The sequence below is a fragment of the Microtetraspora sp. AC03309 genome (assembly GCF_020826795.1).
Lineage (GTDB): Bacteria > Actinomycetota > Actinomycetes > Streptosporangiales > Streptosporangiaceae > Microtetraspora > Microtetraspora glauca.
Genome location: NZ_JADDIL010000010.1, coordinates 25,750 through 42,915 on the forward strand (window position 1 = coordinate 25,750; position 17,166 = coordinate 42,915).

The following is a 17,166-nucleotide window of genomic DNA, read 5'->3' on the forward strand; positions in this document are numbered from 1 at the left end:
CGGTGACGACCTGACCGTTGTCCGACGGGGCGACTTCCCGAACAAAGGGGACCCGCGTCCCATGCGGCCGGGACACCCGAGAGTGCAGGCTGTGCGCGAACCGCCCCGTCACCAACCTCCGGGGCCATTCCACACGTCTGAGGGAGCCCCCATGCGCAAGGTCTTCTACGGGTTCACGGTGGTCCTGCTGATCTCCGTGCTCGCCCAGTTCTACCTCTCCACGTTCGGCGCGTTCGAGCGCCCTGTCCCGGCTCCCGGGGCCGAGGGCGCGATGATCGAGTATCACGTCCTGAACGGCGAGCTGGTCATCCCGATCCTGTCGCTGCTGACCACCATCGTCGCGGCCATCGCCCGGGTGGGAGGCCGGCTGATCTGGCTGTCGATCACGCCGTTCCTGCTGGTGGCGGTCCAGCTCTTCGTCATCTTCTCGCTCGCCGAGATGGCCGGCGCCGCGGAGAACGAGACCACCACGGCCGGCCTCGTCGTCCTCGGCTTCCACGCCCTCGACGGCGTGGCCATCCTGTGGGCGGCCTTCGTCCTGCTCCGCAGGGCCCACGCGCTGGCGAAGGGCGTCGCCGCCGCGACTCCCGCCACCGCGCGGGTGACCACCGGCGGGTGAGCACCGCCCCGCTGATCGCCCTCGATCAGATCCTGTTCGTCCTGGTCGCCGGGCTGTGGGGCGCCGCGGGAGGGTTCGCCCTCGCCGCCGCCCGGCAGCCCGGCGACGCCGGTGCGGTCCGCCGTACCTCCCTGGCCGCCGCGGCGCTGTGCGCCGCGGCGATCGTCATGACCGGCCTCAGGGTCCTCGTGACGATCCTCCTCGCCCAGGTCGGCTGGTGGTTCGTCGCCGAGAAGGTCACCCTGGCCCTGCCCCTCGTCGTGCTTCCCGGGCTGGCCACCGGCGTGGTGAGCCTGCCCAGGCTGCTGCGCGGCGCCCCCTCCGCGCTCGCCGCGTTCCCGCCGCTCGTGGCGGCGTACGGTGCGGTGGCGGGCATCGCCTGCGGCGTCATCGTGTCCTATCCGGTGACCGTGTCCGACACCGTCGCCGTCCTGACGCTCTTCACCGGAGCCTCCGCGATCACCTGGCGGATCCTGTGGCGCGGGCGCGCGGTGAACCTCTGGCAGGTCGCGGGCGTGACAGTGCTTCTGATCGCCTTCGTCTGGGCGGTCACCGCGGGCTGGTCCGGCGGCCACCTGCACGACGGGCACGGAACCTCGGCCGCCGGGACGCCCGTCGACCGGCTGATCGGCCCCAAGGGCGAGGACGCGCGCCGGTTCACCCTGACGGCGAAGGCCGCGACCGTCCGGCTGCCCTCCGGGCAGTCACTGGACGCGTGGTCGTTCAACGGCCAGGTCCCCGGCCCGGTCCTGCGCGTACGGCAGGGCGACCTGGTCGAGGTGACCCTGCGCAACGAGCTGGCGGACCAGGGGGTCACGATCCACTGGCACGGCTACGACGTGCCCTCCGGTGAGGACGGCGTCCCCGGAGTGACCCAGGACGCGGTCCGGCCGGGCGGATCCCACACCTACCGGTTCCGCGCGGACGACGCCGGCACGTACTGGTACCACAGCCACCAGAACTCCAGCGTCGCCGTGGCGCGCGGCCTGTTCGGGCTGCTCGTCGTCGATCCGGCCGGGGCGTCCGCCACTCCCCCGGCCGGGGATCACACGGTCGCGCTGCACACCTTCGGCGGCCGGGTCACGACGTCCCTCGACGGCGCCGCCCCCACCGACCTGCTCGCGACCTCCTCTCACCGGCCGGGCACGCCCGTACGGCTCCGCGTGGTCAACACCGACACCCTGCCGCGGACCGTCGGGCTGGCCGGCGTCCCGTTCACGGTCGCGGCAGTGGACGGCGGCGACGTGCCGGGAGCGACGGAACTGACCGGGCGGCGGATCCGCCTGGCCGCGGGCGGGCGCTACGACCTGGCGTTCACCATGCCGGACGGCCCGGTCCTGCTGTCCGCGGACGGCCGTCCCAGCCTGCTGGTCGACGGCGGAGGCACCCCGGCCACGGCCCAGCCCCCGCCCGCCTCCGGCCCGCCGCTCGACATCACCACGTACGGCTCACGCGCTCCGGTGCCCGGACGGGCCGACCGGCGCATCACCTGGGTGCTGGACCGGACCCTCGCGATGGTCGACGGGGTGCCGAAGCTGGGATACACCGTGAACGGCAAGGCCTGGCCGCACATCCCGACTCCCGTCGTACGCGAAGGCGAGACGATCAGGATCACCGTGGTCAACCGGAGCGGGGACACCCATCCCATGCATCCGCACGGCCACCACGTCCAGGTGCTGTCCAGGAACGGGGTGCCCGCGAACGGCCTGCGGATGGACACCTTCGACGTGGAGCCCGGCGAGGTCTGGGAGGTCGTGCTGGTGGCCGACAACCCCGGCCTGTGGATGTCCCACTGCCACGATCTGGCCCACGCCGTCCAGGGGATGGAGTTCCATCTCGCCTACGAGAACATCACCACGCCGTTCGACGTGGGCGGACCCGCGGAGAACCATCCCGCGTGACGCCGGCCGCGCGCGGTCAGGAGCGCAGGTAGGCCAGCACCGCCAGGACACGGCGGTGCTGGTCGGCGTCCTGCGCGTGCAGGCCGAGCTTCTGGAAGATGCCGGTGATGTGCTTCTCGACCGCGCCCTCCGTGACGACCAGGTGGCGGCTGATGGCGGGGTTGGACCTGCCCTCCGCCATCAGGCCGAGCACCTCGCGCTCGCGCGGGGTGAGCGAGGTCAGCGGGTCGTCCCTGCGGCGGCGCACCATCAACTGGGCGACCACCTGGGGATCGAAGACCGTACCGCCCCCCGCGACCCGGCGCAGCCCGTCCATGAACTCCTCGACGTCGACCACCCGGTCCTTGAGCAGGTAGCCGACCGCGCCTCGGGCGTCGGCCAGCAGGTCGTCGGCGTAGGAGACCTCGACGTACTGGGACAGGATCAGCACGGGCGCGCCCGGGACCTTCTCCCGGGTCTCGACGGCGGCCCGCAACCCCTCGTCGGTGAAGGTCGGCGGCATGCGCACGTCCACCACGGAGACGTCCGGGCGGAGGGCGACGACGGCCCGCACGAGCTCATCGCCCGTGCCGACCGCCGCCACCACCTCGCAGCCGAACTCCTCAAGAAGACGGACCAGGCCCTCCCGGATCAGGACGGCGTCATCGGCCACGACTACCCGCACGGCACCTCCGCGACGATCAGCGTCGGCCCACCGGCCGGCGAATTTACGGTCAGCTCACCCTCGACCACGCGAACCCGGTCGGCGAGGCCGGCCAGGCCGTGTCCCTTCGCGACGTGCGCGCCGCCGACCCCGTCGTCGCCGATGGTGAGCAGAAGGGAGTCCCCGATCCTGGTCAGGGTCACCGAGCACGACGTGGCCCGGCTGTGCTTGGCCACGTTCGTGAGCGCCTCGGCGGTCAGGAAGTAGACGGTGTTCTCCACCAGCGCGGGGAACCGCTCGGCGACCTGGACGTCGAGCTCCACCGGCACGGTGCAGCGGCCCGCGAGGGCGGCCAGCGCGGGGGCGAGCCCCCGGTCGGCGAGGATCGGCGGGGCGATGCCCCGCGACAGCGCGCGCAGCTCGTCGAGGGTCTCCCGGGTCGCGGTGATCGCCTGCCCGATCGTGTCGTGCGCCGCGGACGCGTCCCGCTGCAGCTCCCGCTGCGCCCTGGACAGCTCCATCGCGAGGTGCACGAGACGCTGCTGCGGCCCGTCGTGGATGTCGCGCTCCAGCCGACGCAGCGCGTCGGCCTCCGCGTGGACGGCGGCGTTGCGCCCCTCGGTGAGCCCCTCGATGCGCTCGTGCAGCTCCGCCACCCCGGTCAGCAGGGCCCTGCCCAGCGAGGCCTGCATGACGGCACACCCCCGGATGACCGGCACGAGCGTGACCGCGAAGACCAGGCCGAGGAAGAAGTAGAAAGTGGTGTCGACGACGTATCCGCTGCCGAGGCCGATCAGCTCGGGCAGCTGCTGGTTACCCGGGATGTTGGAGGTGATCCATCCGTAGAGCGGGTACAGCAGCCCGAACGCCGTCGCCGCCCACCACGTCACGGCCACGCAGAACGTCAACGTCGCGACGGGGAAGACCACGAATCCGTGCAGCACGTCGAGCCAGGACTGGCCACTGAGGAGCGGGGTCACCACGCGGCGCACCCATCCGGCCCCCGCCGGCGCCTCCGGGTAGCGGGGCCGGGACAGGGGCTTGTCGAGAACGCCGCGGACCCGCACCCGCTCGATGTCACCGAGGCCCCGCGCCCCGAGCAGGGTCAGGGCGAGCAACGGGACGCCGATCCAGACGACCACCAGTCCGACGCCGGCCGACAGGCCGACGGACAACAGGCAGAAGGCGATGAGCGCGAGGGGAAGACCCAGCAGCAGATAGGTCGTGTCAGCCGTCAGGCGGCGCAGTAGTCGTCGCATGCCAATCAAACTAGGTTTTCCCGCTCGCGCGATCGAGCCTGCCCACCAGCGTTCCGATGGTGGGGTCAGCCCTACCATCGGAACCGCCGGCGGGTCACTTGCCCTTGCGCTTCTCCCTGATCTTCATCGTGACCTCGATCGGGGACCCGGCGAAACCGAACTCCTCGCGGATCCGGCGCTCGATGAACCGGCGGTAGGTCTCCTCCAGGAAACCCGAGGTGAACAGCACGAACTTCGGCGGCTCGGTGGACGCCTGGGTCGCGAACAGGATCTTCGGCTGCTTGCCGCCGCGCACCGGGGGCGGCGTCGCCTGGACCAGCTCGGTGAGGAACTGGTTGAGCCGGGCGGTCGGCACCCGCGTCCCCCAGGAGTCGAGCGCGCGCTCGATCGCCGGGGTGAGCTTCTCGACGTGCCTGCCCGTCTTGGCGGAGATGTTGACCCGCAGCGCCCACGGCGTGCGGACGAGCTGCCGGTCGATCTCCTTCTCCAGGTAGTAGCGCCGGTCCTCGTCGACCAGGTCCCACTTGTTGAACGCGACCACCATGCACCGGCCGGACTCGATCACCAGGCTGATGATGCGCAGGTCCTGCTCCGTCAGCACGTCGGAGGCGTCGATCAGCACGATCGCGACCTCCGACCGCTCGAGCGCGGCCCGCGTGCGCATCGCCGCGTAGAAGTCGGCGCCCTTCAGCTCACGGTCGCGGCGACGGATGCCCGCGGTGTCGACGAAGCGGTACGTCCGGCCGCCCAGCTCGACCAGCTCGTCGACCGGGTCGCGGGTGGTGCCCGCCATCGGGTCGACCAGGACCCGCTCCTCGCCCGCCACCTTGTTCAGCAGGGAGGACTTGCCGACGTTGGGCTTGCCCAGCAGCGCCACACGGCGCGGGCCGCTGCGCACGCCGAACGTCTGCGGCGGCGTCTCGGGCAGCGCGTCCAGCACGATGTCGAGCAGGTCGCCGCTGGCGCGGCCGTGCAGCGCCGACACGGGGTACGGCTCGCCCAGCCCGAGCGACCACAGCCCAGTCGCCTCCAGCTCCATGAGCTGGTTGTCGACCTTGTTGGCGGCCAGCACCACGGGCTTGCCGGAACGGCGCAGCACCGCGCCGACGGCCTCGTCCGAGTCGGTCACTCCGACGCTCGCGTCCACGACGAACAGGATCACGTCGGCCAGCTCGGCCGCGATCTGCGCCTGCTCGGCGATCCGCAGCGCCATGCCCGTGGCGTCCGGGTCCCAGCCACCGGTGTCCACCAGGGTGAACCTGCGGCCCCGCCAGGTCGCCTCGTAGGTGACCCGGTCCCGCGTCACGCCCGGCACGTCCTCGACGACCGCCTCGCGGCGGCCGATGATGCGGTTGACCAGCGTGGACTTGCCCACGTTGGGGCGGCCCACAACGGCCACGACCGGCAGCGGCCCGGTGTCGGGCGTCTCCTCGGCCTCGTCCCCGGCGAGATCGGCGAGCTCGGCCTCGATCCAGCCGGCCTCGTCCCCGTACTCCCCCGTCACGTCCCTGCTCATCGCTTCCTCTCCCGATCCGGAGAGGATCAGGTTCGCTTCTTGCCCGTCGGCCCTTCGAGACCGGGTGCCCCGGCCCTTCCCGAACTCAGGCTCGTTCCTTGACCAGCCGCAGCACCTCGGCGATCACCTCGTCGAGGTCCAGCGGCGTCGTGTCCAGCTCGACCGCGTCCGCCGCCATCGCCAGCGGGTCCGCCTGGCGGGTCGAGTCGAGCGTGTCCCGCCGCGCCATCTCGGCCTTCTGTGCCGCGACGGTCGTACCGGACAGCTCGGCCGTACGCCGCCGCGCGCGGGCGTCGGCGCTCGCGGTCAGGAAGACCTTGACCTGTGCGTCCGGGGCGACCACGGTGCCGATGTCCCGCCCCTCCACCACGATGCCGCCGGAGGCCAGCGAGCCGGCGATGATCTCCCGCTGGAGGTTCACCAGGCGGGCGCGCACCTCGGGGACTGCGCTCACCGCCGAGACGGCCCGCGTCACCTCCTCGGTGCGGATCGGCCCATTGGCGTCCACGCCGTCCACGGTGACGCCCGGGGCGTCGGGGTCGGTGCTCATGACCAGCTCGGGCTCACCCGACCGGCTCGCGATCGCCCCCGGATCGGCCAGGTCGACGCCCCGCTGGAGCATCCACCAGGTGACCGCGCGGTACATCGCTCCGGTGTCGAGGTAACGCACCCCCAGAGCCCGCGCGACCCCGCGTGACGCGCTCGACTTGCCCGACCCCGAAGGCCCGTCCATCGCGACGACCAGACCCGACACGATCGCTCCTCTGCCTCAAGAGCGCGTCAAGATGCACTCCGACGTTGTCCGCCCCCGAGAGTACCGGCACTCGCCGATCCCCCGCGCATCGGACAGCGCCGCCGGCGATCAGGGCACGGCCCTGCCACCGCTGACGGCATCGGGCCCCTCACCCGGCGAGGAGGCTCCGGGCGTCCGCCCTCAGGGCACCTGCCAGCCGCGCTCGCGCAGCGCCTCGGCGAGCCCGTCCGCCGCCTCCGGCTGGACGTACAGCTCGGCGGCGCCGAGGGGCAGCCCCGGCGCGTGCTCCAGGCGGATGTCCTCGATGTTGACCCCGGTCTCCCCCGCGGCCTGCACCAGCCGGGCCAGCTCGCCCGGCCGGTCGCCGATCACGACCTGGACGACCGTATAGGTGCGGGCCGGGCCGCCGTGCTTGCCGGGGATCCGGCCGGTGCCCACGACGCCGCGGGCGAGCAGGTCGGTCACCTCGGCGACGGCCGTGCCCTCGCCCGCGAAGGCGCGCAACGACCGCGCGGCCGTGGCCAGGTCGGCCGCCACGAACTCGAGCACCTCGGCGACGGGTACGGCGTTGCCGGACAGGATGCCGGTCCACAGCGACGGGTCGCCCGCGGCGATGCGCGTGACGTCGCGTACGCCCTGGCCGGACAACCCGAGCGCCGTCTCCGACGCCTCGGCCAGCCGCGCGGCCACGGCCGCCGCGGTCACGTGCGGCGCGTGGGAGATGACGGCCACCGCGCGGTCGTGCTCCGCGGCCTCCACTGTGACGGCGTTCCCGCCGCAGAGGGCGACCAGCTCACGCACGGTCTGTACGGCTTCCGCCGACGTCTCCGCGATGGGGCACAGGGCCCAGGGGCGGCCAAGGAAAAGGTCGGCCCGCGCGGCCGCCGGACCCGACCGCTCCCGCCCCGCCAGGGGGTGTCCCGGCACGAAGGAGGCCAGGTCACACCCGAGCTCCTCCGCCTGGGCCACGGGAAGCGCCTTGACGCTCGCCACGTCGGTGTAGCACCGGGCGGCGCCGTTCTTCTGGAGGTCGAGCAGCTGGCGGGCGACGAACTGCGGCGGCACGGCGATGACGGCGAGGTCCGCGGTCGCGCCGGGCGTCCACTCCTCCCCCGCGCCGAGCTCCCGCGCCAGCCGTACGGCGCCCGCGTCGCGGTCGGCGAGGTAGACCCGCACGCCGCGCTGGCGGAGGGCCAGCGCGACGGAGGTGCCGATCAAACCGGTGCCGACAACGACGACGCTGCCGATCGTGCCGTCCTGGATGGGAGTCATGGTGCTGCCCTACCGTGCCGTGTCGTGAGGCGTCCGCTCTCCGGACGCTCCTACCAGGTCCTTCTTGCCAGGCTCGTCGTACCCGAGGCGTTACGCGCCGTCTCACCCGGCTGTGATACTTGGCCCAACTTATGGTGCTCACTTCACCCGAGGGGCTTTCGCGCCCCTCGGGGGCCCCGGACAGGCCGTACCGGCTCGCCGGGCGGTCTACTGGGCGATGTCCACCCTGAGGGCGACCGCGCCCCGGAGATAGACGTGCTGGATCTCCTGCCGGGGCCGGTCGGTGGCCACGTGGGCCATCAACCGGACCACTCTCGGCAGGGCACCCGGCACGTCGATCTCACTCGCGCACAGCAGCGGCACGTCGTGGAAACCCAGCTTCCTGGCCGCGAGGGCGGGGAACTCCGCCGTCAGGTCGGGTGTGGCCGTGAAGATCACGCTGATGACGTCGTCGGTGGTGAGCTTGTTGCGCGCCATCACCTCGGTCACCAGCTCCGTCGTCCCGGCGAGGATCGACGCGCGATCGTTGCCGTCGACCTGGATGGCTCCCCGGACCGCCCGCACCATGTCGTCCCCTTCTCGTTCCACCACGCCTGATTCCACGGGGCGCCGCTGCCGCCGTCTGTCGTCCGGACAGGCTACAGGCCGACCGCCGCGTACAGCTCGCCGACCTCCTGCAGGGTGAGCGTGCGCACCGTGCCCGGCTTCAGCCGGCCCAGCTTCACCGGGCCGAACTCGATGCGGGCCAGGTCGATCACCCGGTGGCCGGTCTCCTCGAGCAGCCGCCGCACGATGTGCTTGCGCCCCTCGTGCAGGACGATCTCGACCAGCGCCTGCTGGGCGTGCTCCTGAACCACGTGGAACTCGTCCACCTTGGCCAGGCCGTCCTCCAGCTCGACACCCTTGCGCAGCACCCGGTGGAGGTCACGCGGGACCGGTCCGGGGACCTTCGCCCAGTACTTCTTCTGGACGCCGTAGCTGGGGTGGGTCAGCCGGTGGGCGAGCTCGCCGTCGTTGGTGAACAGCAGCAGGCCCTCGGTCTCGGTGTCCAGCCGTCCGACGTGGAACAGGCGCGGCGCGAGATCCTGGACGTAGTCCTGCAGGCAGGGCCTGCCCTCGGGGTCCTCCATCGTGCTCACCACGCCGATCGGCTTGTTGAACGCGTAGTAGACGAGGTCGGCCGCGGTCGGGATGCGCTTGCCGTCCACGTGGATGACCTGCTTGGCCGGATCGACCCGCGCGCCGAAGCGGCGGACCACCTGGCCGTCGACCGTGACCCGGCCGTCGCCGATCATCTCCTCGCAGGCGCGGCGGCTCGCCACCCCCGCCTGCGCGAGGACCTTCTGCAGCCGGACGCCGCCCGGCACCTCGGTGGTGTCGCGCTCGTCGGTGTAGCCGGGCTCGTAGAAGTCCGGGTCCCGGCGGGGCTGCCTGGCGCTCTTGAACGGGTTCTCGCCGGGGGCTCCGTCACGACCGCCCGCGCGACCGCCCGCCGGGCCGTTCCTGAAGTCGTTCCGCGGGCCGCCGCGCAGCTCGCGCCGGGAGCTGTCCCTGCCGAACCGGCCACGGGAACCGCCCCTGTCGCCGCCGCCGACGCGCCCGATGGTCTGCACCTCGTCACGGCGCTCACGGCGCTCGCCGTCCCTGCGGCCTCCGCCCTCGGGCCTGCCGTACCGGCCCCGGGAGCCGGCGCCGGACGTACGGCCGTCGCGGTCGCCCGAACCGCGCTCGCGGAAGTCGCGGTCACCGGAACCACGGGAGTCACGCGAGTCACGGGGACCACGGTCGCGGAAGTCGCCGCCCCGGGAGTCCCTGCCCCGGACGTCGCCGCCCCGGGAGTCCCGGTCGCGGAAGTCGCGATCACGCGAGCCACGAGAGTCACGCGAGTCCCGGAAGTCACGAGAGTCACGGTCGCGCGAGTCCCTGCCCCGGACGTCACCACCGCGGGAGTCACCACCGCGAGAGTCACGGAAGCGGTCGCCGTCCCGGCTCCGGTCGCCGGCCGGCCTGCCGTATCCGCCGGCGGAACCGTTCCGCCCGGCCCGGAAGGATCCGCGCTCGCCCCGGTCGGATCCGGCGGGGCCCCGGTCGCGGCTGAACTCGCGGGAGCCTCCACGGTCGGCCCCACGATCGAACCCACGGTCGGGCCCACGGTCGGGCCCACGGTCGAATCCGCGGTCGCCCCTGCGGTCCGCTCCTCTGCCGGCCCCACGGTCGGCTCCTCTGTCGGCTCCTCTGTCGGCCGCGCGGTCACTCGACCGGGAGGAGCCTCCTCGGTCGTCGTACCGGCGCTCGCGGTCGCCGTATCTGTCAGAACGGGGTTCCTGGGAACGGAACCCGCCACCTCGACCGGCCCGGAATCCGCCCTGGGATCCACCGCGCGATCCGCCCTGGGATCCGCCCTGTGACCCGCCTCGCGTGTCGCGCCCGCCGGTGCTCCGGCTCCGACCGCGTCCATCACCGGACGGGGTACGCCTGCTGTCCACTACTTCTGCTCCTCTAGGGTTTCCACGTCGTCGGGGAGGAAGGGGGCGAGCTCCGGCAGTTCGCCGAGGTCTCGCAGGCCCAGCCTCTCCAGGAAGTAACTCGTCGTCCGGTAGAGCACGGCCTGGCTCTCCGGATCGGTGCCGGCCTCTTCCACGAGGCCGCGCGCCACCAGCGTCCGCATGACGCCGTCGCTGTTGACGCCGCGGACCGCCGCCACCCTGGCCCGGCTGACCGGTTGGCGGTAGGCGACCACGGCGAGGGTCTCCAGTGCGGCCTGCGTGAGCCGCGCCTGCTGGCCGTCCCGGACGAAGCGCTCGACCACCTGGGCGTAGTCCGCCCGGGTGTAGAAGCGCCAGCCTCCGCCGACCTCCCGGAGGTCAAAACCCCTCCCGGCGGCGGTGTATTCCGCCGAGAGGTCACGCAGGACCGCGGCCACCTCTCCGGTCGGGCGTTCCAGGACCTGTGCGAGCGTCACCTCGGCGACCGGCTCGTCCACCACGAGGAGGATGGCCTCGATCGCGGACCTGAGATCGGGCCGGACCGTGATCGTCGTGTCGTCGACGTGCTCGGACTCACTCGGACTCATCGGCGGCCTTCTTGCCCTCGTCGTAGTCGTCGCCGACGGTCACGTCCCCGTCGGCGGCGCCGGTCCAGGTCACGTACAGATCGCCCAGAGGCTCCAGCTGCTCGAAGGAGACAGCGGCCTCCCTGAACAGCTCCAGGACGGCCAGGAAACGCGCGACGACCTCGAACGTGCCCGCGCAGTCGGCGGTCAGCGACCGGAAGGTGGCCGTGCGGGCCAGCCTGAGCCGCTCGACAAGGATAGCGGCCTGTTCGCGGACGCTGGCGAGCGGTTGGTACATGTGGTGCACGGAGACGGACGGCGGAGCCTTCGGTGTGAAGACCTTGACGGCGATCTTGGCGAGCCGGTCCGGCCCGATGCCGATGATCAGCTCCGGCAGCAGGTTGGCGAACCGCTGCTCCATCGGGACCACGCGGGGGAAGCGCAGCGCCTCCTCGGCCATGCGGCCGGAGAAGATCTTGGCGACCTCCTTGTACGCGCGGTACTGCAGGAGCCGGGCGAACAGCAGGTCACGCGCCTCCAGCAGGGCGAGGTCCTCCTCGTCCTCGACCTCGCCGGTGGGCAGCAGCCGGGCCGCCTTGAGGTCCAGGAGCGTCGCCGCGACGAGCAGGAAGTGGCTCGTCTGGTCCAGATCCCACTCCGGGCCCCGGGAGCGGATGTAGGCGATGAACTCGTCGGTGACCTTGTGCAGGGACACCTCGGTGATGTCCAGTTTGTGCTTGGCGATCAGCCCGAGCAGCAGATCGAAGGGGCCCTCGAAGACGTCCAGGTGCACCTGGAACGCGGTGGCGGGCTGCTCGGTCACGCCGCCCATTGTCCCGTACACCGTCGCTCCCCGTGAACGGATCAGCAGGACAACGGGACGGTGGGCAGCGCCGGGCCGTCAGACGCGGGCGGGCCACCTGGCGAGCAGCTCGCGGGCCAGTTCGCGGTACGCGGTGGCTCCCATGGAGCCGGGGTCGAACTGGGTGATCGGCTCGCCCGCGAGTGTCGCGTCGGGGAAGCGGACGGTCCGGTTGATGACCGTGTGGAAGACCTTGTCGCCGAAGCCCTGCATGATCGTCTGGAGGACTTCCCTGGCGTGCAGCGTGCGCGGGTCGTACATCGTCGCGAGCAGGCCGTCGATCTCGAGGTTCTTGTTGAGACGCTCCTGGACCTTGCCGATCGACTCCATCAGCAGGGCGACGCCGCGGAGGGCGAAGAACTCGCACTCCAGCGGGATCATCACGCTGTGCGCGCAGGTCAGCGCGTTGACGGTGAGCAGGCCGAGGGACGGCTGGCAGTCGATGAGGCAGATGTCGTAGTGCGGCAGCAGGGGTTCGAGCGAGCGCTGCAGGGCGTACTCCCTGGCGACCTCGTTGACGAGCCTGATCTCCGCGCCGGACAGGAAGATGTTGCTCGGCAGCAGGTCCATGCCCTCGACCGTGGTGTTGAGCAGCACGTCCTCGGCGGTGACGTCGGGCTCCTCCATGAGGAGGTCGTAGATCGTCAGCTCCAGCGGCCGGGGATCGATGCCGAGCCCCACCGACAGCGCGCCCTGCGGATCGAAGTCCACGAGGAGGACCCGCTGGCCCACCTCGGCGAGCGCCGCCCCCAGGTTGATCGTGGTCGTCGTCTTGCCGACGCCGCCCTTCTGGTTGACCATCGCGACGATGCGCGCGGGACCGTGGTTCTCGGGCCGGGCGGGGTCCGGGAAGACCGGACGGGGTCGGCCGGTGGGCCCGATCTCACCGCCGGGGGTCCCCGCGGTCCACGTCGCATCGGTGGTCGCAGTCACCTTGTTGAACCTCCCTGACGGTCACGAACTCGACCGAATTTAAAGGCTTGGCACGTATGCGGCAAGGCGCCGCGCCCTTCCGGGCGATATTCGGCCGCCTTTTCAACGCAGTGCACGGGGATGCGTGGCCGCGTAAACCTCACGGAGCTTGTCGACCGTGACCAACGTGTACACCTGGGTGGTGGTCACCGAGGCATGGCCGAGCAACTCCTGGACAACCCTAACGTCAGCTCCGCCGTCAAGGAGATGTGTTGCGAACGAATGCCGCAACATATGTGGTGAAACTCCGGAAAGACCGGCTCTTTCCGCGGCTTGTTGCAGGACCTCCCAGGCACCCTGACGGGTCAGCCTGCCGCCCCTGGCGTTGAGGAACAGCCCCGGGGTCCCGCGGCCGTGCGCGGCGATCTGGGGCCGCGCCCTGACCATGTACGCGTCGAGCGCCTGGCGGGCGAACTGCCCGATGGGGACGATCCTGGACCGTCCCCCCTTGCCGCGCAGGCGGACCTGGTCCTCCTCGCCTCCCGAGGAGCCGCCGGACCTCCCACTGAACGACACGTCGTCCACCGCGAGGCCCACCGCCTCCGAGATGCGGGCGCCCGTGCCGTACAGGACCTCCAGGAGCGCCCGGTTGCGCAGGGCCAGCGGGGAGTCCTCGGGGCCCGAGGCGGCGATGAGCCGCTCGACCTCGGCGACCGTGATCGCCTTGGGGAGCCTGCGGAGCTGGCGCGGGGGGCGGACCTCGTGCGCCGGGTCGTGGCCGGCCACCCCCTCGCGCAGCGCGAACCTGTGCAGGCCGCGCACGGCCGACACGGCCCGCGCGGCCGAGCTGGCGACCAACGCCGGGTGCTCGTCGTCGCCCTCCCGCAACGCGGCCAGGAAGGCGACGACGTCGGACTCGGCCACATCGGCGAACGTGTCGAGTCCACGCGACCGGAGATGGTCCACATAACGTCGCAGGTCACGCCGATAGGAGGCGAGCGTGTTGGCGGCCAGGCCCCGCTCCACCGCCAGATGGGCGAGGTAGCTGGACAGCACGGCCTCCGTCTCGCTCAGGACGTCCCCCTACGGACTCAGGCTTCCGGCGCGTCGGCGGGCCGGAGCCCCTTGAAGCCGTCGGCGGAAGCGGCGTACGCGGCGAGGATACCGGCGATGGCCGGGGAATTGTGGATCATTCCCGCCATCGCCTTCTCCACGGCCTCCTGCAGGGGAATCCACTCCACCGGCATGCCGATCTCCTCGTGCCGGTGGACGTAGTCGTTCTCCTCCTCCGGGATCGGAGACAGGTCCCGGGCCAGGAAGATCCGGATGCGCTCGTCACACATCCCGGGCGAGGTGTAGATGTCGAGCAGCGTGTGCCACGTGCGCGCCCGGTAGCCGGCCTCCTCGGCCAGCTCGCGTGCGGCGCAGTCCACCAGCGGCTCGCCCGGCACGTCCCTGATCCCGGCGGGCACCTCCCAGAGCAGGCGCCGCACCGGGTGGCGGTACTGGCGGATCATCAGCACCTTGTCGTCCTCGTCGATGGCGAGGACCGCCACAGAACCGGGGTGGACGACATAGTCGCGATCGGCCGTCTCGTCGCCGGGCATCCGCACCGTGTCGGTCCGTACGGAGATCACGCGAGCGGCGAACCGCTCCTTGGAGTCCGTGACCTCCCAGGACTCCGCGACGTCTTCGACCCTCACTTGGTCCTGCCCGCCTTCACCGCGGTCCCACGGGCGTCGGCGTACGCGAGGGCGGCGCCGATCAGGCCCTTGAACAGCGGGTGCGGACGGGTCGGCCGCGAGCGGAACTCGGGGTGCGCCTGGGTGCCGATGAAGAAGGGGTGCTGGTCGGTGGCGAGCTCGGCGTACTCGACGAGGCGGCCGTCCGGCGAGAGGCCGGAGAACACCATGCCGACCTTCTCCAGGCGCTCCCTGAAGGAGTTGTTGACCTCGTAGCGGTGCCGGTGGCGCTCCTCCACCTTGGCCTTGCCGTACAGCTGGCGGGCGAGCGAGCCCTCGGACAGCTTGGCCGGGTAGAGACCGAGCCGCATCGTGCCGCCCATGTCGCGCTCGCCGGAGACGACGTCCTCCTGGTCGGCCATCGTGGAGATCACGGCGGCGGACGTCTCCGGGTCGAACTCGGTGCTCCCCGCGTCCTCGACGCCGGCCAGGTTGCGCGCCGCCTCGATCACCATGCACTGCATGCCCAGGCAGATGCCGAGCAGCGGGACGGTGTTCTCGCGGGCGTGCCGGATCGCGCCGACCTTGCCCTCGATGCCGCGTACGCCGAACCCGCCCGGGATCAGCACGCCGTCGACGCCGTCGAGCTCCCGCGCGGCCCCCTCGGGGGACTCGCAGTCGTCGCTCTTGACCCAGCGGATGTTGACCCTGGCGTCGTTGGCGAAGCCGCCGGCGCGCAGCGCCTCGGTGACCGACAGGTACGCGTCGGGCAGGTCGATGTACTTGCCGACCAGGGCGATCGTGACCTCCTTGGCGGGGCGGTGCACCCGGCGCAGGAGCTGGTCCCACTGGACCCAGTCCACGTCGCGGAACGGCAGGCCGAGCCTGCGCACGACGTACGCGTCGAGGCCCTCGGCGTGCAGGACCTTCGGGATGTCGTAGATCGACGGGGCGTCCACGGCGGAGACGACGGCGTCCTCGTCCACGTCGCACATGAGGCTGATCTTTCGCTTGATCGCATTGGTGACCGGGCGGTCGGACCGCAGCACGATCGCGTCGGGCTGGATGCCTATGCTGCGCAGCGCCGCCACCGAGTGCTGGGTCGGCTTGGTCTTGAGCTCGCCGCTCGGGCCGATGTACGGCAGCAGCGAGACGTGGAGGAAGAAGACGTTGTCGCGGCCCACCTCGTGGCGGACCTGGCGGACGGCCTCGAGGAAGGGGAGCGACTCGATGTCGCCGACTGTGCCGCCCACCTCGGTGATGACCACGTCGACGTCCGGCCCCGCCATGCCGCGGATCCGGTCCTTGATCTCGTTCGTGATGTGCGGGATGACCTGGACGGTGTCGCCGAGGTACTCGCCGCGCCGCTCCTTGGCGATCACGTTGGAGTAGACCTGGCCGGTCGTGACGTTGGCCGAGCCGTGCAGCTCGGTGTCGAGGAACCGCTCGTAGTGGCCGACGTCGAGGTCGGTCTCCGCCCCGTCGTCTGTGACGAACACCTCACCGTGCTGGAACGGGTTCATCGTGCCCGGATCCACGTTGAGGTAGGGGTCGAGCTTCTGCATGGTGACCCGCAGGCCACGAAGTTTGAGGAGGCGTCCGAGGCTGGAGGCGGTGAGCCCCTTGCCCAAACTGGAGGCGACGCCGCCGGTGACGAACAGATGCTTGGTATGTGCGGCGCTGCGCAAGAGTGGCTCCCGTGGTCGTTGTGATCCCCGGCCGTCCAGATGGGGCGGCCTCCATGCCCACGGGCTCTCAGAATAACAAACCTTGTCCGCTACGTGCACGAACCCGCCATAGCCCGCACTTCGACCGAGGAGTAACTTGTCCCGTTATGTCGATCGTGAAGCGCGCCGTCGGCCGCTTGCTCCACCGTGGCTGGGCATACGCGAGGGAGGCCGGGGCCGTCAGCCCCCTCTCCCCCGCGGGCTATCGGTTCCGGCGTCTCGGCGACGGCGCGTGCCTGTCCTTCCCGCTCGGCGCGATCTTCGGCGAGGCGTGGATCGAGATCGGCGACCACACGTTGGTCGGCGAGCGCGTGTCGATCTCGGCGGGCATGGGACCGGGCGTCGACCTCGGACCGGACTCCATCGTCAGGATCGGCCGCGGCTGCTCCATCGGCAGGGGCAGCCACATCGTGGGGCACCAGTCGATCGACATCGGCGAGGACGTCTTCACCGGACCGTACGTGTACATCACCGACCAGAACCACGTCTACGACGACCCCGAGATGCCCATCGGGCGGCAGTGGCCGCGCAACAACCCGGTCTCGATCGGCTCGGGCTCGTGGCTGGGCACCGGGGCGATCATCCTGCCCGGCACCCGGATCGGCCGCCAGTCCGTGGTCGCCGGGGGCGCCGTGGTGCGCGGCGAGTTCCCGGACCATTCGGTCATCGCCGGGGTGCCCGCCAAGATCGTGCGCAGGTACGACCCGGACGAGGGCTGGACCGCGCCGCGCCCCGGCGGCACGGCGGCAGTACCGGACACGGCGGCGGTACCGGGCGCCACGGAACGGCCGGACGAGGCGGAGCGGCGGGACGATCGGCCCATACGGCATCTGGCCCCGCACGAGTGAGCGGCTGAGCCGTCCTCCGGCGTACGGCGCGGCCGTTCCTGAGCCGTCCCAGCCGTATAACGTGGCGGCTCCTGAGCCGTCCTCCGGTGTACGGCGCGGCGGTTCGCACCCTAGACCGA

General features: G+C 71.6%; 16 protein-coding genes. 3 read left to right on the top strand and 13 right to left on the bottom strand.

Going from position 1 to position 17,166, the window contains the following annotated elements:
- Positions 1–151 precede the first annotated feature (151 nt).
- Together IMZ11_RS07625 and IMZ11_RS07630 are read left to right on the top strand one after the other, a co-directional pair.
- On the top strand, positions 152–619 hold the full coding sequence (locus IMZ11_RS07625; protein ID WP_228638981.1) for a DUF6220 domain-containing protein: 468 nt from the start codon (positions 152–154) through the stop codon (positions 617–619).
- On the top strand, positions 616–2,520 hold the full coding sequence (locus IMZ11_RS07630) for a multicopper oxidase family protein (RefSeq protein WP_228638983.1): 1,905 nt from the start codon (positions 616–618) through the stop codon (positions 2,518–2,520). The genes IMZ11_RS07625 and IMZ11_RS07630 overlap by 4 nt, the downstream gene beginning before the upstream one ends.
- A 16-nt stretch (positions 2,521–2,536) precedes the next feature.
- On the opposite strand, the gene IMZ11_RS07635 is transcribed toward IMZ11_RS07630, so the two are convergent.
- The 13 genes from IMZ11_RS07635 to IMZ11_RS07695 form a co-directional block, all read right to left on the bottom strand.
- Positions 2,537–3,184 (bottom strand): response regulator transcription factor, encoded by a 648-nt coding sequence (locus IMZ11_RS07635; RefSeq protein WP_228638985.1) that lies wholly within the window; start codon positions 3,182–3,184, stop codon positions 2,537–2,539.
- Positions 3,175–4,422, bottom strand: a complete 1,248-nt coding sequence (locus IMZ11_RS07640) for a sensor histidine kinase (RefSeq protein WP_228638987.1) — start codon at positions 4,420–4,422, stop codon at positions 3,175–3,177. The genes IMZ11_RS07635 and IMZ11_RS07640 overlap by 10 nt, the downstream gene beginning before the upstream one ends.
- Before the next feature lie 94 nt (positions 4,423–4,516).
- Positions 4,517–5,938 carry a ribosome biogenesis GTPase Der gene (gene der / locus IMZ11_RS07645; RefSeq protein WP_061252430.1) on the bottom strand — a complete coding sequence of 474 codons (1,422 nt, stop codon included), beginning with the start codon at positions 5,936–5,938 and terminating at the stop codon, positions 4,517–4,519.
- Positions 5,939–6,023: 85 nt separating this feature from the next.
- Positions 6,024–6,671 (bottom strand): (d)CMP kinase, encoded by a 648-nt coding sequence (cmk, locus tag IMZ11_RS07650; protein WP_228639142.1) that lies wholly within the window; start codon positions 6,669–6,671, stop codon positions 6,024–6,026.
- 201 nt (positions 6,672–6,872) lie between these two features.
- Positions 6,873–7,964: a prephenate dehydrogenase gene (locus IMZ11_RS07655; protein ID WP_228638989.1), complete on the bottom strand. Its 1,092-nt coding sequence runs from the start codon at positions 7,962–7,964 to the stop codon at positions 6,873–6,875.
- Between the two features lie 207 nt (positions 7,965–8,171).
- Positions 8,172–8,531, bottom strand: coding sequence for a chorismate mutase (gene aroH / locus IMZ11_RS07660; RefSeq protein ID WP_061252428.1), 360 nt, complete (start codon positions 8,529–8,531; stop codon positions 8,172–8,174).
- A 71-nt stretch (positions 8,532–8,602) separates the two neighbouring features.
- Positions 8,603–9,577: a pseudouridine synthase gene (locus IMZ11_RS07665; protein ID WP_228638991.1), complete on the bottom strand. Its 975-nt coding sequence runs from the start codon at positions 9,575–9,577 to the stop codon at positions 8,603–8,605.
- Between the two features lie 872 nt (positions 9,578–10,449).
- Positions 10,450–11,037 carry an SMC-Scp complex subunit ScpB gene (gene scpB / locus IMZ11_RS07670; protein ID WP_228638993.1) on the bottom strand — a complete coding sequence of 196 codons (588 nt, stop codon included), beginning with the start codon at positions 11,035–11,037 and terminating at the stop codon, positions 10,450–10,452.
- Positions 11,024–11,848, bottom strand: a complete 825-nt coding sequence (locus IMZ11_RS07675) for a segregation/condensation protein A (protein WP_061252426.1) — start codon at positions 11,846–11,848, stop codon at positions 11,024–11,026. The genes scpB and IMZ11_RS07675 overlap by 14 nt, the downstream gene beginning before the upstream one ends.
- 69 nt (positions 11,849–11,917) lie before the next feature.
- Entirely contained in the window at positions 11,918–12,760 is an 843-nt protein-coding gene (locus IMZ11_RS07680; RefSeq protein WP_308066767.1) for an AAA family ATPase, read from the bottom strand.
- A gap of 153 nt (positions 12,761–12,913) precedes the next feature.
- A complete protein-coding gene (locus tag IMZ11_RS07685) occupies positions 12,914–13,864 on the bottom strand; it encodes a site-specific tyrosine recombinase XerD (protein WP_228639147.1) in 951 nt (316 codons plus the stop codon).
- A gap of 17 nt (positions 13,865–13,881) precedes the next feature.
- The gene (locus IMZ11_RS07690; protein WP_061252423.1) at positions 13,882–14,493 is read right to left on the bottom strand and encodes an NUDIX hydrolase; all 612 of its coding nucleotides are present in this window, start codon (positions 14,491–14,493) and stop codon (positions 13,882–13,884) included.
- A complete protein-coding gene (locus IMZ11_RS07695; RefSeq protein WP_228638997.1) occupies positions 14,490–16,160 on the bottom strand; it encodes a CTP synthase in 1,671 nt (556 codons plus the stop codon). Before IMZ11_RS07695 ends, IMZ11_RS07690 begins: the two co-directional genes overlap by 4 nt.
- A gap of 146 nt (positions 16,161–16,306) precedes the next feature.
- On the opposite strand from IMZ11_RS07695, the gene IMZ11_RS07700 reads away from it, so the two are divergent.
- A complete protein-coding gene (locus IMZ11_RS07700) occupies positions 16,307–17,047 on the top strand; it encodes an acyltransferase (protein WP_228638999.1) in 741 nt (246 codons plus the stop codon).
- The last annotated feature ends 119 nt before the right edge of the window (positions 17,048–17,166 follow it).

Excerpts from the sequence above, each read along its gene's own strand:
- IMZ11_RS07675 (WP_061252426.1), bottom strand. The coding sequence starts at position 11,848 with ATGGGCGGCGTGACCGAGCAGCCCGCCACCGCGTTCCAGGTGCACCTG.
- IMZ11_RS07700 (WP_228638999.1), top strand. The coding sequence starts at position 16,307 with ATGTCGATCGTGAAGCGCGCCGTCGGCCGCTTGCTCCACCGTGGCTGG.
- cmk (WP_228639142.1), bottom strand. The coding sequence starts at position 6,671 with ATGGACGGGCCTTCGGGGTCGGGCAAGTCGAGCGCGTCACGCGGGGTC.
- IMZ11_RS07640 (WP_228638987.1), bottom strand. The coding sequence starts at position 4,422 with ATGCGACGACTACTGCGCCGCCTGACGGCTGACACGACCTATCTGCTG.
- aroH (WP_061252428.1), bottom strand. The coding sequence starts at position 8,531 with ATGGTGCGGGCGGTCCGGGGAGCCATCCAGGTCGACGGCAACGATCGC.
- IMZ11_RS07625 (WP_228638981.1), top strand. The coding sequence starts at position 152 with ATGCGCAAGGTCTTCTACGGGTTCACGGTGGTCCTGCTGATCTCCGTG.
- IMZ11_RS07655 (WP_228638989.1), bottom strand. The coding sequence starts at position 7,964 with ATGACTCCCATCCAGGACGGCACGATCGGCAGCGTCGTCGTTGTCGGC.
- scpB (WP_228638993.1), bottom strand. The coding sequence starts at position 11,037 with ATGAGTCCGAGTGAGTCCGAGCACGTCGACGACACGACGATCACGGTC.
- der (WP_061252430.1), bottom strand. The coding sequence starts at position 5,938 with ATGAGCAGGGACGTGACGGGGGAGTACGGGGACGAGGCCGGCTGGATC.